General features: G+C 68.8%; 18 protein-coding genes. 10 read left to right on the top strand and 8 right to left on the bottom strand.

What is annotated here, in order from left to right:
- The first annotated feature begins 37 nt into the window (after positions 1-37).
- Both ACQUS8_RS01625 and ACQUS8_RS01620 read left to right on the top strand, forming a co-directional pair.
- The gene (locus ACQUS8_RS01625; protein ID WP_435095946.1) at positions 38-1,309 is read left to right on the top strand and encodes a DUF7405 family protein; all 1,272 of its coding nucleotides are present in this window, start codon (positions 38-40) and stop codon (positions 1,307-1,309) included.
- A complete protein-coding gene (locus ACQUS8_RS01620) occupies positions 1,302-2,351 on the top strand; it encodes an iron transporter (RefSeq protein ID WP_435095943.1) in 1,050 nt (349 codons plus the stop codon). Before ACQUS8_RS01625 ends, ACQUS8_RS01620 begins: the two co-directional genes overlap by 8 nt.
- Positions 2,352-2,478: 127 nt before the next feature.
- Here the strand turns inward: ACQUS8_RS01620 and ACQUS8_RS01615 are convergent, their stop codons facing one another.
- Both ACQUS8_RS01615 and trkA read right to left on the bottom strand, forming a co-directional pair.
- Positions 2,479-4,020 carry a TrkH family potassium uptake protein gene (locus ACQUS8_RS01615; RefSeq protein ID WP_435095940.1) on the bottom strand — a complete coding sequence of 514 codons (1,542 nt, stop codon included), beginning with the start codon at positions 4,018-4,020 and terminating at the stop codon, positions 2,479-2,481.
- The gene (gene trkA, locus ACQUS8_RS01610; RefSeq protein WP_435095937.1) at positions 4,017-5,354 is read right to left on the bottom strand and encodes a Trk system potassium transporter TrkA; all 1,338 of its coding nucleotides are present in this window, start codon (positions 5,352-5,354) and stop codon (positions 4,017-4,019) included. The genes ACQUS8_RS01615 and trkA overlap by 4 nt, the downstream gene beginning before the upstream one ends.
- Positions 5,355-5,548: 194 nt before the next feature.
- Between trkA and ACQUS8_RS01605 the strand changes: the two genes are divergently transcribed.
- The 8 genes from ACQUS8_RS01605 (at position 5,549) to ACQUS8_RS01570 (ending at position 17,232) form a co-directional block, all read left to right on the top strand.
- Positions 5,549-6,079 carry a phosphoribosyltransferase family protein gene (locus ACQUS8_RS01605; protein ID WP_435095934.1) on the top strand — a complete coding sequence of 177 codons (531 nt, stop codon included), beginning with the start codon at positions 5,549-5,551 and terminating at the stop codon, positions 6,077-6,079.
- 90 nt (positions 6,080-6,169) lie between these two features.
- Entirely contained in the window at positions 6,170-8,269 is a 2,100-nt protein-coding gene (locus ACQUS8_RS01600; protein ID WP_435095931.1) for a hypothetical protein, read from the top strand.
- A 299-nt stretch (positions 8,270-8,568) separates the two neighbouring features.
- Positions 8,569-11,478 (top strand): bacterio-opsin activator domain-containing protein, encoded by a 2,910-nt coding sequence (locus tag ACQUS8_RS01595; protein WP_435095928.1) that lies wholly within the window; start codon positions 8,569-8,571, stop codon positions 11,476-11,478.
- Positions 11,479-11,531: 53 nt separating this feature from the next.
- Positions 11,532-12,407: a type IV pilin gene (locus ACQUS8_RS01590; RefSeq protein WP_435095925.1), complete on the top strand. Its 876-nt coding sequence runs from the start codon at positions 11,532-11,534 to the stop codon at positions 12,405-12,407.
- A 198-nt stretch (positions 12,408-12,605) separates the two neighbouring features.
- On the top strand, positions 12,606-14,309 hold the full coding sequence (locus ACQUS8_RS01585) for an ABC1 kinase family protein (RefSeq protein WP_435095922.1): 1,704 nt from the start codon (positions 12,606-12,608) through the stop codon (positions 14,307-14,309).
- Positions 14,310-14,372: 63 nt separating this feature from the next.
- Entirely contained in the window at positions 14,373-15,356 is a 984-nt protein-coding gene (locus tag ACQUS8_RS01580) for a hypothetical protein (protein WP_435095919.1), read from the top strand.
- Positions 15,357-15,799: 443 nt separating this feature from the next.
- Complete coding sequence (locus ACQUS8_RS01575) at positions 15,800-16,198, top strand: DUF5805 domain-containing protein (RefSeq protein ID WP_435095916.1); 399 nt, start codon at positions 15,800-15,802, stop codon at positions 16,196-16,198.
- Positions 16,195-17,232: a tyrosine-type recombinase/integrase gene (locus ACQUS8_RS01570; RefSeq protein ID WP_435095913.1), complete on the top strand. Its 1,038-nt coding sequence runs from the start codon at positions 16,195-16,197 to the stop codon at positions 17,230-17,232. Before ACQUS8_RS01575 ends, ACQUS8_RS01570 begins: the two co-directional genes overlap by 4 nt.
- A 17-nt stretch (positions 17,233-17,249) precedes the next feature.
- On the opposite strand, the gene gfo6 is transcribed toward ACQUS8_RS01570, so the two are convergent.
- The 6 genes from gfo6 to ACQUS8_RS01540 all read right to left on the bottom strand — a co-directional run bounded on the left by gfo6 (position 17,250) and on the right by ACQUS8_RS01540 (position 24,669).
- Complete coding sequence (gene gfo6 / locus ACQUS8_RS01565) at positions 17,250-18,329, bottom strand: D-xylose 1-dehydrogenase Gfo6 (protein ID WP_435095910.1); 1,080 nt, start codon at positions 18,327-18,329, stop codon at positions 17,250-17,252.
- 192 nt (positions 18,330-18,521) lie between these two features.
- Positions 18,522-19,634, bottom strand: a complete 1,113-nt coding sequence (locus ACQUS8_RS01560; protein ID WP_435095907.1) for a Gfo/Idh/MocA family protein — start codon at positions 19,632-19,634, stop codon at positions 18,522-18,524.
- Positions 19,631-20,599, bottom strand: a complete 969-nt coding sequence (locus ACQUS8_RS01555) for a sugar phosphate isomerase/epimerase family protein (protein WP_435095904.1) — start codon at positions 20,597-20,599, stop codon at positions 19,631-19,633. The genes ACQUS8_RS01560 and ACQUS8_RS01555 overlap by 4 nt, the downstream gene beginning before the upstream one ends.
- A gap of 185 nt (positions 20,600-20,784) precedes the next feature.
- Entirely contained in the window at positions 20,785-21,384 is a 600-nt protein-coding gene (locus tag ACQUS8_RS01550) for a response regulator transcription factor (RefSeq protein ID WP_435095901.1), read from the bottom strand.
- Complete coding sequence (locus ACQUS8_RS01545) at positions 21,381-22,490, bottom strand: PAS domain S-box protein (protein ID WP_435095898.1); 1,110 nt, start codon at positions 22,488-22,490, stop codon at positions 21,381-21,383. Before ACQUS8_RS01545 ends, ACQUS8_RS01550 begins: the two co-directional genes overlap by 4 nt.
- Positions 22,491-22,548: 58 nt before the next feature.
- On the bottom strand, positions 22,549-24,669 hold the full coding sequence (locus tag ACQUS8_RS01540; RefSeq protein WP_435095895.1) for a beta-glucosidase: 2,121 nt from the start codon (positions 24,667-24,669) through the stop codon (positions 22,549-22,551).
- Between the last annotated feature and the right edge of the window lie 46 nt (positions 24,670-24,715).

The following is a 24,715-nucleotide window of genomic DNA, read 5'->3' as shown; positions in this document are numbered from 1 at the left end:
CGCGCGGCATTTCACGTCGCGTCCCCAAACTCCGGCCATGACCGGAGGACGGGACCGCGGTATCGACCGCCGCGCGTTCGTGAAGTCGGCGCTCGCCATCGGCGGCGCAAGCGCGCTCTCGGCGTGTCTCGACCGGACGGACGACCCGAGCGTTCCGACGGGGTCGGACTCGCTCCCGGAGCGCCAGCACGCGTGGCACGACTACGTCGCGCGCGACGACCACGGGAACGCGGTGCCCGTCCCGCACCGCCTGCTCCTCATGCTCGACTACGACGGCGAGGGCGCGCCCACGGCGGACGAGCGCGAGACCGTCGCGGCGGCGCTCGACACGCTCGATGCGGCGTACGCGTGGAGTCACGACGGCCTCCTCTCGACGATGGCGTACTCCCCGGCGTACTTCGCGCGCTTCGAGGGCGCGCTGTCCGACTCGGTGGACCTGCCGGAACCGCGCGCGCTCGCGTCCTTCGAGGCCCCCGACCTCGACACGTACGACGCCGCCCTCCACCTCGCGTCCGACCACGCCCACGTCCTCCTCGCCGCCGAGCAGGCGCTCACGGGCGAAAAGGACACTCTCAACGGCGTCGCCGTGGAGGGGATGCTCACGGACGTCTTCACCGTCGCGGAGCGACGCACCGGGTTCACCGGCGACGGCCTGCCGGCGGAGAACCAGGACGCGCGCGGCGTCCCGGACTCCGAGCCCGTTCCGGAGGACGCGCCGCTCTACATGGGGTTCAAGTCCACCTTCGAGAAGACCCAGGCCACCGAGGACCGCGTCACCATCCCCGAGGGCCCGTTCGCGGGCGGGACGACACAGCACGTCTCGCACATGACGCTCAACCTCCACCAGTGGTACGAGCAGGACGACCGGGAGGCGCGCGTCGGCAAGATGTTCTGCCCTTATCACGCCGAAAACGACGTCGTCGAGGGTGCGGGCGACAACCTCGGGACGGACGCGAAGATGGAGAAAGCGAAACCCGCCGAACGGGCCGCAAGCGAGGACGGCGTGGTCGGCCACAGTCAGAAGATGTTCTCGCTGCGCGAGGACGGCCGCCCGGTCATCCTCCGGCGGGACTTCGACTCGACGGACGGCGGGCACGCCGGCCTCCACTTCGTCAGCTATCAGCGCGCCATCGACGACTTCGTCCGCACCCGCGAGGCGATGACGGGCGACGCCCTCGCCGCGGAAACGCCGGTCGGCCGGCGGAACAACAACGGCATCCTCCAGTACATGGACGTCACGCGCCGCGGGAACTACCTCGTGCCGCCGCGCTCGAAGCGCGCGCTCCCGACGCCCGAGGGCGATGCCTAGTCGCCGCGCGTTCCTCGGGACGCTCGGCGCGGGCGGCCTCGCGGGTCTCGCTGGCTGTTCGGCGCTGAACCTCACGCGCGAGGAGACGCAGAGTAGCCGGTCGAGCGAGCCGCCGCTCCCGGACCGCCCGAACGCCGTCTACTACCCCTCGCACGTCGATGGCATGCTGATGTCGGGGATGCAGACGCGCGGCGGCTACGCGTGCGCGCTCACCTACACGGTCCCGCACCGCTTCTGGCTCACCGTCGGCGAGGAGACGAAGCGCGTCTCGGTGCGCGCCGAGGACTCGCTGCACGTTATGCCGGTCGTCTGGGACGCCGCGACGAACACGGTGCTCACCGACCTGAACCCGGTGGTTCGTTTCCGCGCGGACGGCGAGCTCGTCACGTCGAACGCGCCGTGGCCGATGCTCTCCCAGTCGATGGGCTTTCACTTCGGCGACAACGTCGCGCTCCCCGGTGATGGCGGGTCCTACGAGGTGTCGGTGCGGGTGGGCGCGCCCGCCGCCCGTCGCGTCGGCACGCTCGCGGACGCCCCCGAGTCCGTGACGTTCGACTTCTCGCTCGCCTACTCGCAGTCCGAACTCGAGGCCGTTTCGCGGCGCTTCGTCCGGACGGCGGGCGAGCGCGGCGCCGTCGACCCGACGGAGATGAAGATGCCCGTGGCGCAAGTCCCCCCCGCGGAGGACCTGTCCGGGCGCGTCCTCGGGCAGGGGACGAGCGGCGACGCGACGTTCGTCGCCACCGTCATCGACGACGCCACGCGCTTCGGCGGCGGCGAGTCCCAGACCTATCTCGCCGTCTCCGTTCGCACGCCGTGCAATCGGATTCCGCTCCCGATGACCGGCCTCCGTGCGAAAATGGGTGGGACGACCCGTGACCTCACGGAGACGCTCGACGCCGACCTCGGTCACCACTACGGGACGGTGCTCGATACAGCACCGGGACCGCTCTCACTCGAGGTGACGGTGCCGTCGCAGGCTGCCCGCCACGAGGGCTACGAGACGGCGTTCCTCTCGACGGGCACGGTCACCGTCGGATAGGCACGCCGCCGCCGGCGTGGAGTTCGGCGTTGTCCCGCGGCGTGATGCCGTCCTCCTCACGACGGTCGCGAATCCGAGTAGCGACGGCCGGTCACCTGCTTCACGAGGAGGAGTAAATAGGTGGGGCTCAGCTCTGCCAGTAGGTGCGCGTGAGGAGGACGAGCACCGGGAAGATTTCGAGCCGGCCCACCCACATGAAGAAGACCATCAGGAGCTTCGAGACCCGTGGGAACTGCAGGAAACTGTTCATCGGGCCGACGAGCCCGATACCCGGCCCGACGTTCCCGAGTGTCGCCGCGACGGCGCTCGTCGCCTCGAACGCCGACAGCTCGTGTCCGGGGACGCCGATGACGACGATAGCGAGCGTCCCGACGGCGAAGATGACGAGGTAGAGCAGGGTGAACGTGTAGATACCGCGTACCGCACTCTCGTCGATGACGTTCGAGCCGAGACGGATCGGCTGCACCGCCTCGGGGTGGACGGCGGTGAACAGCTCGCGGCGCAGCGTCTTCAGAATCACCACCCAGCGGATGACCTTGATGCCACCACCGGTGCTCCCCGCGGAGCCGCCGATGAACATCGCGAACAGCAGGACGTACTTCGCGTGCTGGCCCCAGTTGTTGAAGTCCATGCTCGCGTACCCGGTCGTCGTCACGATGGAGACGACCTGGAAGGCGGCGTGGCGCAGCGACGGTTCGAGCGCGTCGGTCAGCATCTCGAAGCCCGGCGTCGTGAAGAGGAGGCCGGCGACGAGCGCCGTGAGGACACCCATCGAGCCGAGGTATGCCTTGAACTCGACGTCGTCCCAGACGGTCTCGAAGTCCCGATTCCAGAGATGCCAGAAGAGCGCGAAGTTCACACCCGCGGCGACCATGAACGGGATGACGAACCACTGGACGACGGCGCTGAATGCCTCGATGGAGCGCGCCTCGGGGCTGAATCCACCGGTCGGCATGGTGGTGAAGCCGTGCGCGACGGCGTTGTAGAGCGTCATCTCGGGTGCCATCCCGAGCACGTGGAAGGTATAGAGGCCGACGATTTCGATGACGGTGAGGCCGACGTACATTCCCCAGAGCGTGCGCGCCGTCTCGGCGATGCGCGGCGTGAGCTTCTGGATGCCCGGCCCGGGCGCCTCGGCGTCCATCAGTTGCGCGCCGCCGACGGAGAGTTCGGGGAGGATGGCGACGGCGAGGACGACGATTCCCATCCCGCCGAGCCACTGTGTCTGTTGTCGCCACATCATGAGGGCGCGCGAGTGATTCTCGAAGCTGATGGTTCCCATAACGGTGGACCCGGTGGTGGTGAACCCGCTCATCGTCTCGAAGAGCGCGTTCACGGGCAACCGGAGCGTCGACGGCGCGCCGTACGCGGTGAGGTTCCCTTCAACGAGGTAGGGCACCGCCCCGACGACGCTGATGAGGAGCCACGTCAACGCCACCATGAGGAAGCCCTCGCGGGTGCCGAGTGCCTCAGCAGGGTCGTCGTGGAGGCGTTCGAGGGCGAAGCCGACGGCGAACGCGACGGCGATACTGACAACGAACGTCAGCAGGCCCCGCCCGTAGTAGAGGGCGAGGGCGAGCGGGAACAGCATCGGGACGCTGAGCCACTTGATGACGCGGCCGGTGAGGCTGACGCTCGCGCGCCAGTCCACCCGGACTGTCGCACTCATAGTTTCGCGGTCACCGCGTCGAGGGCGTCCTCGCGGACGAACGCGACGACGTGGTCGCCGACTTCGACGACGGTGTCGCCGCGCGGCGTCACGAAGGTGCCGTTGCGCGTGATGGCGCCGACGACGACGCCATCCGGCAGGTCGGCGGCGGCGTCCCGAATCGTCCGGCCGGCGAGGATACTCTCCTCGTCGACCTCGACTTCGAGGACCTCCGCGGCGCCCGGTTCGACGATGGCGACGTTCTCCATGCGGCGCTCGCGGGTGAAGCGCGTAATCTCCTCGGCGGTGACCTCCCGCGGGTTGATGGCGATGTCGACGCCGACGGCCTCGAAGAGCGGGACGTACGCCGGGTTGTCGACGATGGCGACGGTCCGCTCGACGCCGAGGCGTTTCGCGAGCAGGGAGACGAGGAGGTTGCGCTCGTCGCTTTCGAGCGCGGCGACGAGGAGGCCGGCCTCCCCGATGTGCTCGCGTTCGAGGAAGTCGGCGTCCGTCGCGTCGTGTTCGAGGACGGTGGCCTTCGAGAGGTTTTCCGCGAGTTCGCGCGCGCGCTCGGGATTCTGCTCGATGAGCCGCGGGGAGAACCCGCGCTCGGAGAGCAGTTGGGCGGTGAGTGCGCCGACGGAGCTGCCCCCGATGATGACGACACCGTCGACGTCGCCAGTGCCGCCTTCGGGGACGACGGCGGCCGCGAACGCCTCGACGCTGTCCGGGCGGCCGATGACGACCACTTCGTCGCCCGCGACGATGCGCGTGTCGCCGCTCGCGATCTCGACCTCGCCCTCGCGGATGACGGCCGCGAACGTCAGCGCGTCGAAGCGGTCGGCTTCCTGTACCGTTTGTCCGGCGATCGGGCTCCCCTCGACGACCTCGAACTCCGCCATCTGGACGCGCCCGTCCGCGAACGGGTCGACGTCGCGCGCCGTCGGGAGGCCGACGATGCGGACGATGGACTGGGCGGTGAGGAGGTCGGTACAGACCATGAAGTCGACGCCGAAGACGCCGTGCGAGCGCCGCCACGTCTGCAGGTAGGCGCGGTTCTGCACGCGCGCGATGGTGAACGCGTCGCTCGCCGTCTTCGCCGTCCCGCAGATGGCGAGGTTCGTCTCGTCGTCGTCCGTCGAGGCGATGACGATGTCCGCCTTCGCGACGTCCGCGGCCTCGAGCGTATCGAGCGACGCGCCGTCGCCTTCGACGGTCAGCACGTCGTGCTCGTAGGTGAGTTCCTCGGTGCGCTCGGGGTCCACGTCGACGACGACGACTTCGTGGCTCCCCGCGAGACTCGCAGCGATACTCGAGCCGACCTCGCCGGCGCCGACGATTACGACTCGCACTGTCGAGCCCTCCGTGTGTGCATACGCGCTTCCAATACGCGCCCGGGAAAAATCGGTTTCGACCGACGGCGGGAGACGAACGCGGACGTACGGCGCTCACACGTCGCTGTAGCGGCCATCGAGTCCTCTCGGTCCGCCGTCTCCGCGTCGCCGCGGCCGACGTGACTTTGCCGGGCGCACAGAAACGATGGGATATGGAGTGGGAGGCGTACGAGGAGCGCATCGAGAGCCCGCCCGGAGAGTACCGGACGGACGTCCCCGCGATTTTCACGGACGCCGCGGTGTTCGACGAGTTCGTGTCCGACCTCGCGGGCCTGCTCAACCCCGCTGACTTCGATTACGTCGCGGGTATCGACGCGATGGGCTACATCCCGGGGACGGCGCTCGCACGCCACTTCGGCGTCGGGTTCGTCTCGATACGGAAGGACGAGAAACTCCCCGTGCGCGAGGAGAACCGCGTCGCGGACTCGCTCGTCGACTACACCGGCGAGGAGAAGACCTTGGAGGTGAACGTCGAGCACGTCCCCGAGGACGGCCCCGTCCTCCTCGTGGACGACTGGATGGAGACGGCCTCGCAGGTCGAGACGGCCATCGAGTTGCTGGAGCGCGCCGGCGGCACCGTCGGCGGCATCGCCGTCCTCGCCGCCGCGGAGACCGAGACGACGCGCCGCCTCGACGAGGAGTACGGCGTCCACTCCGTCAAACCGTTCCGCGAGGGCGCATGATTCGGGCGGGTGGCCACCAACGCTTTTCGGCGAGCGAGTGAATGTCTGTGCGCGGCGGACCGAGTCCGACCCGCACTCTACCCCCAATTCATGACACGACAGTCACAGGCACGGAGCGTCGCTCTCGCGGCGCTGGTGGCGCTGTCAGTCGTTGCAGGCAGTATCGCATTCACAGGCACGGTCGCGGCCGCGGCGAGCGGGACCATCGACACCGACCCGGCGGACCCCGGGGCGAACGCGACGCACACGGTCAGTGTCGACGTCACATCGAACGAAGCGGGCAACTCGCTGAGTACGGTGTACGTCAACTACTCCGCCGACCCGGCGTTCGACGGTGACGTCTCGAACGTCACGACGGCGGACGTCCTCGCCGTCGGCATCGACATGGACGAGGACGGCGACATCGACCGGAACGCGACGGACCTGAAGAACGTCCTCCACCGGAACGGCACCGTCGTCTTCGACTTCGGCGGCGACACCGACATCGACTACAACGAGTCGGTCATCGTCACCTACGACAACGTGACGAACCCGACGACGGGGTCGTACAACGTCACGCTCGACGTCAACCATCAGAGCAAGTTCGACCCGGTGAACGCGACGCTCACCACCGGCTCGAACGTCACCGACTACGAGAACGAGACGACGACGGTGACGGGCTACGAGCCGGCGTCGAACCACAACGAAATCATCGACCCCGCGCCGCCGAAACCCGGCGCGACGGCCGTGCATCACGTCGCGCTCGCGACGTCCTCGAACGAAGTCGGTAACTCCCTCTCCGACGTGCAGGTGAACTACCACGCCGACGGGAGCTACGACGGCTCGGTACAGGACGTCGGCATCAACGACGTGAAGAAGGTCGGTTTCGACGTCGACGGTGACGGCGACATCGAGATTTCGACGATGGACGACCTGAAGGAGGTCTCGACGAACAACGTCGGCGAGACCGTCACCTTCGACTTCGGCGGGAACTACGGCATTAAGGACGACTACACGGTCGTTGTCGTCTACGGCGACGCCGCGAACCCGAACGACGCGGGCAACTACTCCGTCGAGGCCGACATCAACGTCCAGTCCACGCAGAACCCGCGCACCGGCTCGCTCGTCCTCGCGAACTTCACGTTCCGCAACACGAGCATCCAGAACTACACCGCGACGAACACCACCTACACGAACACCACGGTGCTGAACGGCACGTGGGAGAACGTGACGGTGGCGAACAGCACGTGGACGAACGTCACGCAGAACGGGACGGTGCTCGCGAACACCACCGTCCTGAACGGCACGTGGACCAACGCGACGTTCACGAACGCGACGCTGACGAATACCACATGGGCGAACACGACCCTGACGAACGCCACGCTCGCCAACGCGACGTGGGCGAACGCGTCCGTCTGGAACACGTCGGTGGTGAACGCGACACTGACGAACGCGAGCTTCGAGGACGTCACTGTCGCGAACAGCACGTGGACGAACGCAACGTGGACCAACACCTCCGTCTGGAACACGTCGGTGGTGAACGCGACACTCACCAACGCCTCGCTCCAGAACGTGACGTGGGCCAACACTACGTGGACGAACACCTCACTGACCAACACGAGCGTCGCGAACTCGACGTTCACGAACGCAACGTGGACCAACACGAGCGTCGCCAACGCGTCCGTGACGAATAGCACGTGGGCGAACGCCAGCGTCGTGAACAGCACGTGGGGCAACGCGACGTGGACCAACACGTCTGTCACGAACAGCACGTTGACCAACACGAGCGTCGTGAACACCACGATTACGAACGCGACGGTCCAGAACGTGACGTGGGCGAACTCCTCGCTCGCAAACACGACGTGGGCGAACACGTCGACGGCGAACGCGACGTTCCAGAACGTGACCTTCCAGAACGTCACGCTGACGAACGTCACCTTCGCGAACGTCACGTGGACGAACGTGACGGTTCACGATGTGGCGCTGACGAACGTCACGGTAACGAACGCGACGTGGACGAACTCGACGATGACTGACTCGGCGTTCCACAACGTCTCCGAGTCCGGCGTCGACCACCGGAACGTCACGCTCCAAGAGCTCCACGTCGAGAACGAGTCGCTCTCGGACGCGACGCTGGAGGACCACAAGTACAAGCACGAGGAGAAATACGTCCGCGAGACGCTCGACGGCGACCAGAACAGCGACCGGTAACGGCTCCGTCACACTCTTTTTCGGCGCGCGGCGAGACGAACAGTGACGCTCCCACGCGATGCGAGTTCGTCCGCCGCGGCGAGAACGGATGCGAAACCGCACCCGTCCGTCGTGACCCCGGGACACCTCCCCCCTCTCATGTGGTTCCGACGTCCCGGGGTGCTGACGGCATCTAGACGAACGCTCCTGAGGGGCGTCTACCTTTCTGCTACACACGTAGTCACGGCGTCGAGCGAGGGGCTATACATGTAGCGTGTCAGCGAACAGTTCATGTGTGATGGTCCCGTCTTCGGTCGTAGATGGATTTCGTGGAGACAGTCGTCCGGTTCGTCGGCCCGGTCGACGGGACGGTCGACGCCCTCGCGTCGACGCTCGCCGCCCGCCCGTCGTTCACGGTGACGTTCACCACGGACGCTACGACACTGCCCGAGACGCTCGACGACGCCGACTGCGTCGTGTGTGCCGCCCAGCTGCCGGACGGCCAGGGCCTCGACGTCCTCCGGTCGGTCCGCGAGGGCTGGCCCGACCTGCCGTTCGTCCTCCTCGCCGACGACGGGGACGAAGCGCTCGCGAGCGACGCGATTTCGATAGGTGTCACCGACTACGTCCGCGTGACGGAGACGACGGGCGTGACGTTCGCCAAGCGCGTCGAGAACGTCGTCTCGAACTACCGCACCGAGCGCCGCCTCCGGAACGTCGGCCTCGCCGTCGACACCGCGGGCGAGGGCATCGCCCTCCTCGACGCCGAGGGCCACTTCACGCACGTCAATCAGGCCTACGCCAACATGTACGGCTACGACTCTCTGGAGATGGTCGGGAAACACTGGCGGACGCTCTACCCCGAGGAGGACGTCGAGTACATCGAGGACGTCCTCGAGGAAGTCCACCAGGTGGGGTTCTGGTCGGGCGAGACGACCGGCGTCCGCGCGGACGGCTCCACCTTCCCCGAACAGCACTCGCTCGCCGTCACCGAGGAGGGCGGCCTCGTCTGCGTCGTCCGCGACGACACCGAACGCGAGCGCCAACTCCAGACACTCCGCGAGCGCGAACGCTCCCTCCGGCGTCTCTACGAGGTGACCGCCGATACCGACCGGGACTTCGAGGGAAAACTGCAGGGGCTCTTCGAACTCGGGATGGAGCGCTTCGACGCCGACCTCGGCGGGTTCGCCCACATCGACCCCGAGGAGGACACGTTCCGCGTCGAGGCGGTTCGCGGCGACCACGAGTTCCTCGAAGCCGGCGCGCGGGTCGCGCTCTCGGAAACCTACTGCCGCCTCCTCCCGGAATCCGACGGCCCGGTCGCGATCTCCGACCCGGCGGACGCCGGCTTCGAGGACGCCGCCTGCTACCAGCAGTTCGGCGTCGAGAGCTACCTCGGCACGAAAATCCAACTCGGCGGTGACGTATACGGGTCGTTCTTCTTCGTCTCGATGGAGGATCGCGAGCGCGAGTTCACCGAGGCCGAACAGACCTTCCACCGCCTGATGGGCGAGTGGCTTCGCGGCGAACTCGAACGCGAGCGCTACGAGAACCGCCTCGAATCGCTCCCTGCGGTCACCCGCGAGCTGATGGACGCCGAGGACGCCGACGACCTCTGTGCGCGCGTCGTCGCCACCGCCGAGGACCGCCTCGACATCCGCCTCGCGGCCGTCGCGCGCCTCGACGAGGAGGGGTCGCTTGACATCGCGGCGCGCACGACCGACCTCGAGGGCGTGGCGCTCGACTCGCTCTGCGAGGAGGGCGGGGCCGGCTGGCGCGCGCTCGTCGACGGCGAGGTACACGCGACCGAGGACGCTCGTGACGACACGCTCGCACAGGTCGCCGCCGTCCCCATCGGCCGCCGCGGCGTCCTCTTCGTCGCACAGGAGGCCGGCCGCCACGCGGAGACGAAGTTCGTCGAGACGTTCGCCTCCACCGTCGAGACGGTGTTCGACCGCATCGAGCACGAACGCCTGCTGCAGGAACGCGAGGAGACACTCTCCGAGCAGAACGAGGCGCTCGAACGGCTCAACCGCGTCAACGACATCATCCGCGGCATCGACCAGGGGCTCGTGAGCGCGGCGTCGCGCGCGGACATCGAGGAGGTCGTCTGTCGCCACCTCGGCGACAAGGGCCCCTACGAGCTCGCGTGGGTCGGTACCGTCGAGGGCGACGAAATCGTCCCGCGAGCGTGGCGTGGCAACGAGAAGGGGTATCTCGACGAGGCGACGTTCACCGTCGACGGCGACTCCACCGGACAGGGGCCGGCCGGACGCGCCGTGAAGACGCTCGAAACGCAGGTGACGGACGACGTCCTCTCCGACCCCGACTTCGGCCCGTGGCGGCAGGCCGCGCTCAACCGCGGTTACCGCTCGATCATCGCGCTCCCGCTCACCTACGAGGGGTCCGTCTACGGCGTGCTCGTCGTCTACGCCGGGCAGACCGGGGCGTTCTCCGAGCTGGAGCGCTCGGTGCTTGCCGACCTCAGCGAGACGGTGGCGTACGCCATCAACGCCGTCGAGACGAAGCGCGGGTTCGTCGACGACCGCGTCACCGAACTCGAGTTCGACCTCGGGACGGACGCGCGCGTCACCCGGCTCGCCGCCGACCTCGGCGTGGAGTTCTCCGTCGAGAACGTCGTCCCACGCTCCGACGGGAGCTATCGGGCGTTCGTCACGACGTACGGCCTCGAGTGCGACGACCTCGAGTCACACGCCCCGCCGAACGTCGTCGACGTCTCCCACATCGCCACCGCGCCCGGCACGGACGGCGCGCCCGACGAGCAGTCCTTCGAGGTGACGCTCTCGGAGACCTTCATCCACGCGTCAGTCCTCGAACACGGCGGCGTCGTTCGGGACGTCGTCGCCACGCCGTCGGGAAGCACGGTCCGCGTCTGGTACCCGGCGTCGCGCGAGGTCCGGGAGTTCGTCGAGACGTTCACGCGCCTCTTCCCGTCCGCGGAGTTGGCGGCGCGACGCGAGCGCGAGCGTTCGTCGATGTCGCCGGTGACGTTCCGCGCGGCCGTCGAGGACCGCCTGACGGAGCGCCAACTCGAGGCCCTCCAAACGGCGTACTTCAGCGGGTTCTTCGAGTCACCACGCCAACGCACCGGGACGGAGGTCGCGGACTCGCTCGGCGTCTCCCAACCGACCTTCAACAGCCACCTCCGGACGGCCCACCGCAAACTCCTCACCCTCCTCTTCGAGGAGAACGGCGGCCACGCGCGCTAGCCCGACCTGTCCGGCCACCGACCTTTTTCGGCTGACGGCTGAACCTGACAGCCGTGCGAGAGACCACCGTCTCGCGCGACGAGCGAGGGTTGAGCCCGGTCATCGGGACGGTCCTCCTCGTCGCCATCGTCGCCGCCCTCGCCGTGACGGCCGGCCTGCTCGTGTTGCACCTCGACACCGCGACGAGCGACACCCCGACGGCGCTCCTCGAGTGCTCCTACGACGCGAGCGACGGCCAATTGGTGGTTCGTCACGGCGGCGGCGAGACGCTCACCGGCGGCACGCTCGCTGTCCGCAACCGGACGACGACACTCCTGACCGCCTCCCCGAGCGAGTTCGGCGCGGGCGACACCGTCGCGGGGGCCGTCCCGGCGGCTGCCATCCGCGACTCCGAGCGCCTCACGGTCGTCTGGCGCTCCGACGGCGGCGACATCAGCACGGTGCTCGCCTCGCCGTCGCCGGGCGCGCTCTCGCTCGCGAGCGCACACCCACACCGGAACGAGACGATTTACGCCCTCGACGCGTCGCCGGGCGCGACAACGACGCACGTCGTCTCGCAGACGCTCGCCGCGGGCGAGTCGGAAGTCGGCGACCCGCTCGATGGCGTGCGCGTCGCCTACAACGGGACGGACGTCTCCGCGGTGTCGAACGCCAGTGGCGACATCGATACGCTCGGCGTCGACACGGACGGGGACGCCGACGTCGAGAAGGACTACCTCGCCGAGATATCCTCGGTCGACACACGGGACGGCGGCCACACGCTCGTCATCGACGTGAGCGGCGTCGCCTATCAACTACAGGCGGGCGACCGGGTTGTCGTCCGCTACGCGGACGTCCAGAACCCGAGCGCCGGCGTCTACACGGTCCGGATTACACCGGACTACCACGCGGGCGACGCCGAGACCGGCACCCTCGAAATCAGGGGGTGAACACACCGCGACACCCACTCGTTTGATATAGCGAGATGCGATTTACACGTCCGCGTGGCGACGAGAATTCCGTCCCCGATGAAGTGACGAGATGCGCCGTAACTCCTCTCACCCACGACGTAGGCAAGTGACCTCGGTCGAAGACACGGTAGCAGATTCTCCGCCACCGCTTTAGGGTGTGCGGGCGAACCACCGACGATGGTCCGGGACCCCGGCCGTGTCCGCACCGCGCTCCTCGTCTGCCGGCGCTTCCTCGCCGTTGCCGCCGCGTTCGCGCCGTTCGTCCTCGCGCTCCTGCGCGACAGGCGGTGCTTCCTCCTCGTCGGCGGCGGCCGCGCCGTCGACGACGCCGCGCACGAGCGACGGGCGCGCGAACTGCGCGCGACGCTCGATGACCTCGGGCCGACGTTCGTCAAACTCGGGCAGTTGCTCTCGACGCGCCCGGACGTCCTCCCGCCGACATACACCCGCGAACTCGCCCAGCTACAGGACCGAGTGCCACCAGCGGACTGGGCGGCGGCGCGCGAGGTCCTCGAAGCCGAAGTCGGACCAGTCGAGGAGGCGTACGACGACTTCGACACCGAGGCCATCAGCGGCGCGAGCCTCGGCCAAGTGTACACGGCGACGCTCGAGGGCGAGGACGTCGCCGTAAAGGTCCGACGCCCCGGCATCGAGGCCGCCGTCGAGGCCGACCTGCGGGTGCTCGAGGCCGTCATGCCGGTCGCGATGCGCTTCGCGTCGCCCGGCCAGCGCTTCACGCTCGAGAACGTCGCCGCGGAGTTCGCCGAGACGCTCCGGGAGGAGCTCGACTACACGCACGAACGCGAGCGCCTCGAGGCCGTGCGCGCGAACCTCGCCGACGACCCCGGCGTCGCCGTACCGGCGTCCGTCGAGTCGCACTCCGGCGAGCGCGTCCTCACCATGGACTACGTCGAGGGGACGCGCATCGACGACGTCGAGGCGCTCGACGCGATGGGCGTCGACCGGTCGGCGCTCGCCGAACGCCTCGAGCGCGTCTACATCCGGATGATTCTGGAGGACGGCGTCTTCCACGCCGACCCCCATCCGGGGAACCTCGCCGTCCAAGACGACGGCACGCTCGTCTTCTACGACTTCGGGATGACGGGCCGGCTCTCCGCGGAGCGCCGCGAGCAACTCCACGAGTTCTACGTCGCCGCCGCGGACGACGACGCGGAGGCGATGGCGGACGTCTTCGTCGCGATGGGCGCGCTCGACCCCGCGGCCGACCGCGCGTTCGTCACGGACGTCCTCGCGCTCGCCGTCGAGCACCTCCGCGGCGAGCACGTCGAGACTGCCCAAATACGCGAACTCGTCCGGGGCTTCGAGGGAACGCTCCACGAGGTTCCCTTCCGAATGCCCCAGGACCTCGCGCTCGTCGTCCGCGTCGCCACCGTCCTCGAGGGCGTCTGCCGAACGCTCGACCCCGAGTTCGACACCGTCGCCGTCGTCGAGGAATACGTCGCGGCCGAGCGCGAGGCGATGCTGCGCGAACAGTTCACGGACGCCCTGCGTGACGTGAGCGAGGACGCCGTCGACGCGACGCGCGCCGCCTCCCGCCTCCCGCCGAAGGCCGAGCGCGCCCTCGACCGCCTCGACCGCGACGACCTCGAAGTGCGGACGGACGTCGCCGACGAGAACGCCGTCCTCCATCGCCTCGCGCGCCGCCTCGTCCTCGGCGTCGCCGCGAGCGCCGGCGTCGTCACCACGACGCTCCTCTACACCGCGGGCCTGTTCGACGCGACGCTCGCCGTCGGCGGCGGGACGCTCGCCTGCCTCGCGCTCCTCTATCGCTCCTTCCAGTCCTCGGGCCGCCAGCGTGCCGTCCGCGAGGCCGGGCAGGTCGCCCAGCGCTCCTTCGAGCACCGCGGCGGTCGGCGCTGACCCCGGCCCACAGCGGCTGACACCACCACAACGGTTAGCACGGTGTGCGTGCTGGCCACGGACATGTCCATCGTGTCGACGCTGGTGCTCGGCGGGCTCGCGCTCCTGCTCGCGGCCGGCGCGCTCGTCAGTGCCGCGCGGACGGTCGCACGAGTGCACCGCCTGCGCGACGTCGTGCATGCCGACGCCACTCCGATTACGGCCGTCCAGGACCGCACTGACGGCCTCTTCGCGGCGAGCGTCGGCGGCGCGGACGCCGACGGCGAGCGCCGGTCTCTCGCGGCCGTGACTGACACCGTCGGCTACTGGTGTCTGCACAGTTGGGCGACCGGCGCGCGGACGAACGGCTACACACAGCTCGGGCACCTCCTCCTGCGCCTCCGCTACGGCGACGCCGACGGCCGCAGGGACCCCGACAGGCGCCGCGCGACGCTGCTGTCGCCCTCCCCGCTCCCGGTGCGGGCCGCGGGCGAGCGGACGCGACTGGCGCTCGGCGAGGACGGCCATCCGCTCCAGCGCCTCGAGGCCGACGGCGAGGCGGTCCCGTTCCTGCTCTGTGCGCTGCCGTTCTTCGTCCTGGCCGTCGGCCTACTCGTGCTCCCCGTCGTCGCGTTCTTCCTCCCGACGCTCCTCTCGTGGGCGGCCTCGACGCCGCTCGTCTGGGCCGTCCTCGCCGGATACGCCCTCGCCGTCGGCGTCGTGAAGGTTGGCCACGACACGGCACTCGTCGGCGACTGGGACGCAGTCGTCTCGCCCTCCGACGACGCGGTGCCCGAGGACGTCCGGGCCGCGAGCGACACCGCCGACCCGCCCGGGACGGCGCGGGCCTGCGTTCGAGACGTCGCCCCCGGTGAGCGACTCTGGATACTCGGCCGCGTCGAGGCGGACGGCGAGACGGTGCGCGTGGTCGACGGCGTCGTCACGGCGTGCGGCCGCCGCTTCCTCACGCTCGCCGCGGGCGTCAGCGTGCTTCGCGGCCTCGTCTGGACGCTCGGCCTCGCAGCCCTCACCGTCGGCATTGCGGCCCTCCTTCTCGCACCGATGTGACTTATCCGCGAATATAGGCCACCCACGGCATGGAGGAAGATGCTTCAAAATAGTACTGTAGTAGGGGATATCCAGGAAAATGATACCACAAATTGGCGGATGGATGGACCTACTCAATCCGATAAGGTACTTTATCCGCTGTCCAGGGTCACCTTCTTGGTGGTGGGGCGTGACCCTCCACGTACGACCACCGATGCACCCGATATCGAGACACCACCGTCTTCGACCCGTCACGGGTGGGGTGAACGCCCCCGAAACCGGGCTCGACGGCATCGATTCTCGACGCCGATCCGTGATTCTCCACTCGACTGAACATACAGACCGTGGAGCGTTCGAACTCTCGAAATGGTCAGAAAACCTACTTCGGTTTCGGAGGTGGTGTGCGTGAGTAGCGCGAGACCGGCAGTCTCGCTGACCCACGCTCGCCACTGGGGGTGGCTCGCGTGAGCGAGGACGCCGACACCGAGCGGACGTCGGTGAAGACCTACGTCCCGCGCTACCAGAAGGAGGCGTGGCGGGAGCGCGCCGACGAACTCGGGATGACGCAGAGCGAGTTCGTGCGGACGATGGTGCAGGCCGGCGTCCGCGAACTCGGCCTCGACGACGAGGCGAGCGACACGGCGGCGGACTCCTCGGGTGACGACGAGGAGGACGCCCTCGACGCGCGCGTCGTCGCGGAACTCCGCGAACGCGGCGTCGCCGACTGGGACGCGCTCCGCGAGGCGCTCGCCGGCGACTTCGAGGAACGCCTCGAAGCGGCGCTCGAGTCGCTCTCCGACGACGGCGTCGTGAAGTACAGCCCACGCGACGGGGGCTACGTCCTCCGGGAGGACGCCGAATGAGCGCGGAGGAGGCGGGCGACGTCGAAGACCCCGTAGCGTACTTCCTCGAGGACATGGGCTACCACGGGAAACACGAGCGGACGCGCGCCGCCTACGAGCGGGTCCTCCGGGGGTTCGAGTCCTTCCTCGACTCGCGCGGCATCGAGGGCCCGTCACGAGCCGACAGGCGCGCGTGTCTCGCCTGGGTGGCGTCGCTGCGCGAGGAGTACGCCGACTCGACGGTGGCGACGTACGCCTCCTACTGCAACCGGTTCTACTCCTACATGACGCAGGTCGGGGCGTTCGACGCTAACCCGATGACGCTCGTCGTCGAGGAGATGGACGAGACCATCGACGCCGACCCCACGCGACGCGAGGTGACGGTGCCACGAATGCGGGAGTTCGTCGCCACCGTCACGCACCCGCTCGACCGCGCGGTGATTCTGACGCTCCTGAAGACCGGCCTGCGCGTCGGCGAGCTCTGCAATCTGGACGTACGGGACGTCGCGCTCGACCACCCGGGCGCGCGGGCGGCCTACTCCGACCTCGGGACGCGCGGCCGCCTCGACGGCCGGCCGGACACGCTGTTCGTCGACCCCGATATTTCGGCGGGCGAGGCGACGAACGGCGAGGTCCGGGCAGCCTCGAACAAGCGAAAGCGCGTGACGCTCGTGCCCGTAGACGCCGAGTTGCGGCGCGCACTCGCGCGCTGGCTGGCGATTCGGCCGGACGCGCGCTCGCCCGCCGAACCGCTCTTCTGCTCGACGAGCGACGCGTGGGGCAAGCGCCTCACCCCCGAGATGGTGCGCAAGACCGTCGAGTCCTACGCCCGCGACGCCGGGTGGTACCGGACGGGCGGGGGTGCGGCGGAGAACGTCACGCCCCACTACTTCCGGCACTTCTTCACGACGCACCTCCGGGACAGAACTGGTGATAGAGGCGTCGTGAAGTACCTCCGTGGCGACGTCGCGGACGACGTCATCGACACCTACACGCACAACTGGGGCGACCGGGTGCGCGACGTCTATCTCGCGAACGTCTACTCGCTCACCTGAAAACGCGAAAGCGGGCGTTAGAGGCTTCGCGCCTCGGTCTCGCCCTCGAGGACGGCCTCGATGGCCGCAATGTCGACGACGCCGTGCTCCCCGTCCGGGTAGATGTCCCGACCGGTGAGCACGCGGTCGGCGAAGTAGTCGAACTCCTCCTCCATCTGGTCGACGGCCTCGAAGTCGACGTCGGCGGTCTGCGTGCCACGCGTGAGCGTGAAGCCGGCGTCGTGACGGTTGAAGAACGCGGGGTCGAGTTCGAGTTCGCCCTCGGTGCCGACGATGCGGAGGAAGCCGGTCTCGTGGGCGCGCTGGGACGCCGAGAACGACGCGAGGACCCCATCGGGGAAGCGGACGGTGAACGCCGCGCGCTCGTCGGGCACGTCCTCGAAGCCCTCGTGCTCGCTGTAGAGCATGGACTGGACGGCGACGGGGTCGTCGTCGACGATGAAGCGCGTCGTGTTCAGCGGGTAGACGCCGAGGTCGGTGACGGACGCGCCGGGGCCGGCGAGCGCCGGGTTGAGGCGCCACTGGTCCGGGTTCGAGTTGACGTCGGCGAGGAGGCGCTGGCTCATGTGGCCATGAACGTGCGTCACGTCGCCGATAGCGCCGGCCTGGACGAGTTCGCGCGCCCGACGAATCGCGGGGTCGGTCTGCATCCGGTAGGCGACCATGAGGGGGACGTCGGCCTCCTCGCAGACCTCGACCATCGCCTCGGCGCGCTCGACGTCCGCCTCCATCGGCTTCTCGCAGAGGACGGGCTTGCCGTGCTCGGCGGCGGCCTCGACGGTTTCGAGGTGTGCGGCGTTCGGCGTGCAGACGTAGACGGCGTCGTAGTCCTCGACGGCCTTCCCGTCGCGGAACTCCTCGCTGGAGAGGCCGTGCTCGACGCCGAGGTCGGCGGCGGCCTCCTCGGCCTTCTCCTTGCCCCGGGAGACGAGAACGGTGGTCTCGCAGAGTTCGCTGGCCGCGACGGCGGGCGCGGCCTGCTCGGTCACCCACCAGCCGACGCCGACCATCGCGAAGCGGACGGGGCCGTCCTCGGCGCTGGCCTCCTGCCAGTCGCGCGCGCGGAACCCGTCGAGGTACTCGTGGAGGTCACTCATCGCGACTCACCTGTCTGTGGCGTGCTCGCGGGCTGTGCGTGGCTGTCGGGGTACGGCGTATGGGAGTGGTGCATGTGTGCGTGTGTGTCTCCGTGATTAATGATTACTCGGATTCGAGTAGTCCCTAACGGTTTCGACTCCGGCAGGGACGGAGGGAAGTCGAAAAGCGCTGCGGCGACGCGCGATGGGCGCTCAGACGTCCACCCACTCGCGCCGCTCGTCGCTGCGCTCGATGGCGTCGAGGACGCGCTGGACGCCGAGGCCCTCGACGAACCCGGGCGCGTAGTCGGTGTCGCCCGCGGCGGCCGCCGAGAGGAACTCGTAGTTCTCGTGAACGAACGTGTGCTCCCAGCCGACGACGTGGCCGGGCGGCCACCAGTGCTCGATGTAGGGGTCGTCCTCGTCCGTGACGAGCACCGTCTGGAAGCCCCGGTCGCCCTCGAAGAGGACCTCGAGTTCGTTCAGCCGCTCGAGGTCGAACTTCAGCGAGCCCTTCGAGCCGTTGATTTCGATGGTGTTCGCGTTCTTCCGGCCGTTCGCGTAGCGCGTCGCCTCGAAGGTCCCCATCGCGCCGTTCGCGAACTCGACCTGCGCGCTGTAGGCGTCGTCGACCGTGACGGGCCGCGTCTCGTCCTCGCCCGGGACGGGGCGCTCGTCCACGAACGTCTTCAGGTGCCCGGAGACGCTCGTGACGTCGTCGACGAGGAAGCGCGCGAGGTCGAGGCTGTGCGCGCCGAGGTCGCCGAGCGCGCCGCTCCCGGCGGTCTCGGCGTCGAGACGCCACGACCACGGCGCCTCGGGGTCGGTGAGCCAGTCCTGCAGGTAGCTCGCGCGGACGTGGCGAATCTCCCCGAGCTCGCCGGCCTCGATGAGGTTCTTCGCGTACTGGATGGCGGGCACGAAGCGGTAGTTGAACGCCGTCGCGGCGACGGCGTCGCTCTCCGCGGCGGCCTCGGCCATCCGCTCGGCGCCCTCGAGCGTGGGTGCGAGCGGCTTCTCGCAGAGGACGTGGACGTCGTTCTCGAGCGCGTGAATCGACGGCTCGACGTGGACGCTGTTCGGTCCGAGGTTGTAGAAGACGTCCACCTGGTCGATGGCGTCCTCCCAGTCCGTGACGACGCGGTCGAAGCCCAACCGGTCGGCGGCCTCGCTCGCGGCCTCCTCGTCGCGCCCGCAGACGACGTCGCGCGACACCTCGGGGGCGTCCGGGAAGAACATCGGAAGGCGCGCGAGCGCGTTCGCATGCGCCTTCCCCATGAACTTATACCCCAAAATTCCGACGGAGAGCGGGTCGTCCTCGCTCATGCCCAGTAGGCCTCCCCAGGTTGCGTCTCGAAGACGGCGCGTTGGAGGACGTCGACTGCCTTCTCGAGACCCTCACGGCCCGACGTGAGCGCGTCCTCGTGTTCGATGGAGAGCGCGCCCTCGTAGCCGACCATGCGGAGGGTGGAGACGACGTCCTTCCAGTGCTCCTCGCCGTGGCCGTAGCCGATGGAGCGGAAGAGCCACGAGCGCTCGGCGACGTCCGCGTAGTTCGTGGTGTCGAGAACGCCCTTCGTGCGGGCGTTGGCCTCGTAGACCTTCGTGTCCTTCGCGTGGAAGTGGTGGATGGCGTCGCGCTCGCCGAGGAAGCGGATGGCCTCGACGACGTCGATGTCCTGCCAGTAGAGGTGCGAGGGGTCGAAGTTCGCGCCGATGCGCTCGTTCGTCGCCTCGCGGAGCGCGAGCAGACCCTCGGGCTCGTAGACGAGCATGTTCGGGTGCATCTCGAGGGCGACGTTCACGCCCTTCTCGTCGGCGTACTGGGCGATGTCGCGCCAATAGGGGATGGCGACCTCCTCCCACTGGTAGTCGAGCGCGTCCTCGTGCTCGGGCGGCCACGGTGCCGTGATCCAGTTCGGCACGCTCGCGTCCGGGCTGCCGCCAGGGAGCCCGGAGAACGTCGTGACGGTGTCGACGCCGAGCTCGGCGGCGAGCTCGATGGCTTCGCGGAGTTCGGTGTCGGCGCGCGCGGCGCGGCCCTCGTCCGGATGGAGCGGGTTGTTGTGCGTCGCGAGCGCGGAGATCCGGAGATCGCGGGATTCGACGGCCTCCAGGAGGTCAGCCTGTGCCTCCTCGTCTCCGAGATACTCGGAGCGCTCAAGGTGGTCGTCGCCCACGAACCCGCCGGTGCCGATTTCGACGGCGCCGACGCCGAGGTCGGAAAGGTAGTCCAGCGCCTCTTCGAGCGGTTGGTCCCCGAGTGGGACGGTGAGTACACCGATATCCATGTGAGGGGTATCCATGCAGTATTGGATAAGGATTTTCATGACGGTTACTCTCGTGTCCTACCGTCCGCTCACGGCGGAAATAGTGGTGTGCGATGGCGGACGCCTAAACTTTATCTCGCTATAGAGAATTCGGCGGTGGCGCGAGCCGTCGGCTCCCGGCGCAGGTGAAGCAGAAACCGGCGGAATTACTGGTCGAGAAGGTCGCGGAAGAGCGTCTCGTACTCCGCAGGGTCGAGGTCGGTGAGCATCTCGTTGAGCCGCTGCTCGTACTCGTCAAGTCGGGAGCGGAGCGCGTCGTACTCCTCGCTGGTTTCGAGCGTCTCGCTTGGCTTCTCCGACTCCAGCAAGGCGCGTTTCTGCGTGGCGGCGAAGTACTCCCGGACCACGCGGTCGTACTCGCCGAGCGAGAGTAGGCGCTCGACGACCGACCGGAGTTCCTCACGCCCCACCGGCTTCGTGAGGTAGTCGTCGAAGTCCATCTCGACGATGTCGAAGTCGGGGTCGACCCCCGTCACCATCGCCACGCGGCAGTCGTAGCCGGCGTCGCGGATGCGTTCGAGGACGTCGTCCCCCGACAGCCCGGGCATGTGGCGGTCAAGGAGGACGACGTCGACGTCGTCGTCCATCAGCTCGAGGGCCTGCTCACCGCTGGTCGCGCCACGAACCTCGTATTCGTCGAGCCACACGTCGAACGCCTGCGGGATGCGCTCTTCGTCGTCGACGACGAGGACGACCGGCGTCTCCTCGTCGCCCGCTGACTGCTCCTCCATCTCTGTTGCACTCATCGATTGTGCTCCGTGTATATCGCGCTGACGTTGTGAATTTCGAAGCGCGCGCCACGGTCGCCCTCCAGCGCCGTGACCGTCCAGCCGTGCGCGTCCGCGATCTGTTCGACGATGTTGAGCCCGAACCCCGTCCCGGACTCGCTCGTCGTATAGCCGCTCTCGAAGAGGTCACTCGGGTCCTCGACGTCGAACCCCGGCCCGTCGTCCTCGACGTAGAACCCGTCGTCGAGTGACCCGACGTGAACAGTCACGTCCGCTCCACCGTGCTCGACGGCGTTTCGGAAGAGGTTCTGGAGCAGGGCCGCGAGTCGCTCGCGGTCGGCGTCCACCTCGCGGAGGTCGTCGCGTATCGTGAGCGTCGCCGTCTCGGCGCCCGCGGTCCGCCACGCCGCGCGCACGACGTCTTCGAGCGCGACCGGTTCGGTCTCGCCGATGCTCCTGCCCTGTTTGGCGAGCGTCAGCACGTCGCCGATGAGGGCGTCCATCTGGTCGAGCGTCTCGTCGAGCTCCGTGAAGAGGTCGTCCTCGCCGTACTGCGATTCGAGAACCGCGACGTCGGCCTTCGCAGTCTGGAGCGGGTCGCGCAGGTCGTGGCTGACGATGGACGCGAAGCGTTCGAGCTGTTCGTTCTGCCGTTCGAGCTCCCGCTCGCGCGCAACGCGCTCGCTGACGTCGCGCATGATGCCGGAGAACACCCGCTCGCCGTCGTAGCGGTGCTCCTCGAAGGTGATAGAGAGGTGGATTTCGTGGCCGTCCGCGTGCTCGGCGGGGAGTTCGACGTCCCGCCAGTCGAGGGTGCGCTCGCCGGTGTCGAGGTAGCGCGCGAGCGCCTCGTGGTGCGCGTCGTGGAAGCGCTCGGGCATGATTTTCGTCAGCGGTTCGCCGACGAGTTCGTCCCGCTCGTAGCCGAAGACGCGCTCGACGGAGCGGTTGGCGAAGAGGATGCGACTGTTCTCGTCGATGGAGACGATGGCGTCGGAGCCGTTCTCGACCAGCACCTCGAAGAAGTCCTTATCGAGGACGCCGGGTTCGACGTTCCCGCTCTCGTCGAACATCGGGGAGCGAGTCGTCTCGTCGGCGTCCGACGGCGGGCCTGGGGATGACATGGGGGTCTGAGCCGCGTGGTCTAGCAACCGGCGCGACGAGTAAACCTATTTCGGCGTTTCAGCGCGACGTCGACAGTTCGAGGCGGGTGTCGCGCGACGAACGGCCAACTTCGAGGGTGTACTCGCCCGGGGGCGTCACCCAGCCGTCGTCCTCGTCGTAGGTTTCGAAGGCGTGGTCGTCGAGGTCGATGGCGACCGTCTCGCTCGCACCGGCGGGGACGGGGACACTCGCGAACCCGGCGAGTTCGCGCACCGGCCGGTCGTCGCGCTCGGGCGGGCGGACGTACACCTGCACGACCTCGCGGCCCGCGCGCTCGGCGGTGTTCTCGACGGTGACGCGGACGGTGTCGCCCTCGAGGGCGGCGTCCGTGTAGGCGAACTCGGCGTAGGAGTGGCCGTGGCCGAACGGGTAGGTCGGCACGTCGGCCGCGTCGTCGAAGTGTCGATAGCCGACGAAGACGCCCTCGTCGTAGTGGACAACGCCGTCCACGCCGGGATAGCGGCGCTCGTCGCCGCTCGTCGGGTAGGCCTCCTCGGGCGCGAACGTGACGGGGAGGCGGCCACCCGGGTCGGCATCGCCGTAGAGGACGGCGGCGAGCGCGTCGCCGTGGGCCTGCCCGGGGTACCAGTTCTGGACGATGGCGTCGACGGCGTCGCGCCACGGGAGTTCGACGGGACCGCTCGTGTTGCAGACGACGACAGTTCGCTCGGCGGCCTCGGCGACGGCCACCACGAGTTCGTTCTGCCGGTCGGGGAGCGCGAGGGAGTCGCGGTCGATTGCCTCCGTCGCGGTGTCGCGCACGCAGACGACGGCGACGTCCGCGTCCGTCGCGGCGGCGACCGCTCCCTCGACGTCAGCCTCGCGGGTCGGCTCGTTCGGCGACTCCCCCTGGTCGTCGCCCTGCTCGCCGCCGACCATCATCTCGAGCATCGAGACCGCCTCGACGGGCGGCAGGCCGTATTCGACCGTGACGTCGCCGTCGGCGCGCGCGGTGATACCGTCCTCGGGGGTGGTCTCGGTGACGGGCGTCGTCTCGGAGGACCCGCCGCCGCCGAGCACCGTCTCGTCGACGTTCGGCCCGACGAGCGCGACGGCGGCGTCGTCGGCGAGCGGGAGGACGTCGTCGTCGTTCTTCAGGAGGACGCTCCCCCGCGTGGCGACGCGCTCGGCGAGCGCGCGGTGCTCGGGCGTGTCGACGGCGCCGTCGCCGCGCGTCCCGTCGAGGCGGCCGATGCGGTCCATCTGGGTGAGGACGCGCGTCACCATGTCGTCAAGGCGGGCCTCGTCGAGCGCGCCCTCGCGAACGCGGTCAGCGAGCACCTCGGCGAAGCGCTCGCAGGACTCGTGGTCGGGCATCCCGCGCGCGAGCTCCTCAGGAATCTCGAACTCCTGCTCGCCCTCCTCGTCGAGCGCGCCCGCCATCTCCGCCATCGTGACGCCGGGCATCTCGACGTCGAGACCCGCGTTCGCGGCGGCCGCGGCGTCCTCGGTGCCGAACCAGTCGGAGACGACGTAGCCCTCGAAGTCCCATTCGTCCTTCAGGACGTCCCGGAGCAGGCGCTCGTGGTCGCTCATCCGCGTGCCGTTCACGCTGTTGTAGGCGGTCATCACCGACCCGGCGCCGGCCTCGACGGCGGCGCGGAACGACGGCAGGTAGAGCTCGCGGAGCGCGCGCTCGGAGACGTCGGCGCTGACACTGGCGCGATGGGTCTCCTGATTGTTCGCGACGTAGTGTTTCGGGGTCGCAATCGTGTCCTCGGACTGGATGCCGGCGGTGACGCGCGCGGCGAACGCCGCGGAGAGCACGGGGTCCTCGCTATAGTACTCGAAGTTCCGGCCGTTCTGCGGGACGCGAATCAGGTTCGCGCCGGGCGCGAGGAGGACGTCGGCGTCCATCCCCTTCGTCTCGCGGCCGAGCGCCGCGCCGTACTCCTCGGCGAGGGCGGTGTCGAACGTCGCGGCGAGCGCGAGCGGCGCGGGGAACGCCGTCGCGGACTCACCGGGGACGCGGACGCCGAGCGGCCCATCGACCATGCGGAGCGGCGGAACGTCGAGGCGCTCGATCCCCTGTACGTAGCCGGTGGCGCGGCCGTCTGGGTCGTTCGCGCCGTGCGTCAGCGCGACTTTCTCCGCGAGGGTGAGTTCTGCAACGAGGTCGCTGACTGAATGGTCAGCCATAGTGGCGTATTCACGACCGACACCAAAGCCGTTCGGGTGGCGGCGG

Origin of the sequence: Halarchaeum sp. P4 (genome assembly GCF_051195175.1) — an archaeon.
Taxonomy (GTDB): Archaea; Halobacteriota; Halobacteria; order Halobacteriales; family Halobacteriaceae; genus Halarchaeum.
Note: the sequence above shows the minus strand (reverse complement) of the source record. Positions and strands in the feature narration are given on the sequence as shown.

Bases quoted from the DNA above. Each gene is read 5' to 3' on its own strand.
- ACQUS8_RS01625 (WP_435095946.1), top strand. From the start codon at position 38: ATGACCGGAGGACGGGACCGCGGTATCGACCGCCGCGCGTTCGTGAAG.
- ACQUS8_RS01620 (WP_435095943.1), top strand. From the start codon at position 1,302: ATGCCTAGTCGCCGCGCGTTCCTCGGGACGCTCGGCGCGGGCGGCCTC.
- ACQUS8_RS01615 (WP_435095940.1), bottom strand. From the start codon at position 4,020: ATGAGTGCGACAGTCCGGGTGGACTGGCGCGCGAGCGTCAGCCTCACC.
- ACQUS8_RS01605 (WP_435095934.1), top strand. From the start codon at position 5,549: ATGGAGTGGGAGGCGTACGAGGAGCGCATCGAGAGCCCGCCCGGAGAG.
- ACQUS8_RS01600 (WP_435095931.1), top strand. From the start codon at position 6,170: ATGACACGACAGTCACAGGCACGGAGCGTCGCTCTCGCGGCGCTGGTG.
- ACQUS8_RS01595 (WP_435095928.1), top strand. From the start codon at position 8,569: ATGGATTTCGTGGAGACAGTCGTCCGGTTCGTCGGCCCGGTCGACGGG.
- ACQUS8_RS01585 (WP_435095922.1), top strand. From the start codon at position 12,606: ATGGTCCGGGACCCCGGCCGTGTCCGCACCGCGCTCCTCGTCTGCCGG.
- ACQUS8_RS01580 (WP_435095919.1), top strand. From the start codon at position 14,373: ATGTCCATCGTGTCGACGCTGGTGCTCGGCGGGCTCGCGCTCCTGCTC.
- ACQUS8_RS01570 (WP_435095913.1), top strand. From the start codon at position 16,195: ATGAGCGCGGAGGAGGCGGGCGACGTCGAAGACCCCGTAGCGTACTTC.
- gfo6 (WP_435095910.1), bottom strand. From the start codon at position 18,329: ATGAGTGACCTCCACGAGTACCTCGACGGGTTCCGCGCGCGCGACTGG.
- ACQUS8_RS01560 (WP_435095907.1), bottom strand. From the start codon at position 19,634: ATGAGCGAGGACGACCCGCTCTCCGTCGGAATTTTGGGGTATAAGTTC.
- ACQUS8_RS01555 (WP_435095904.1), bottom strand. From the start codon at position 20,599: ATGGATATCGGTGTACTCACCGTCCCACTCGGGGACCAACCGCTCGAA.
- ACQUS8_RS01550 (WP_435095901.1), bottom strand. From the start codon at position 21,384: ATGAGTGCAACAGAGATGGAGGAGCAGTCAGCGGGCGACGAGGAGACG.
- ACQUS8_RS01545 (WP_435095898.1), bottom strand. From the start codon at position 22,490: ATGTCATCCCCAGGCCCGCCGTCGGACGCCGACGAGACGACTCGCTCC.
- ACQUS8_RS01540 (WP_435095895.1), bottom strand. From the start codon at position 24,669: ATGGCTGACCATTCAGTCAGCGACCTCGTTGCAGAACTCACCCTCGCG.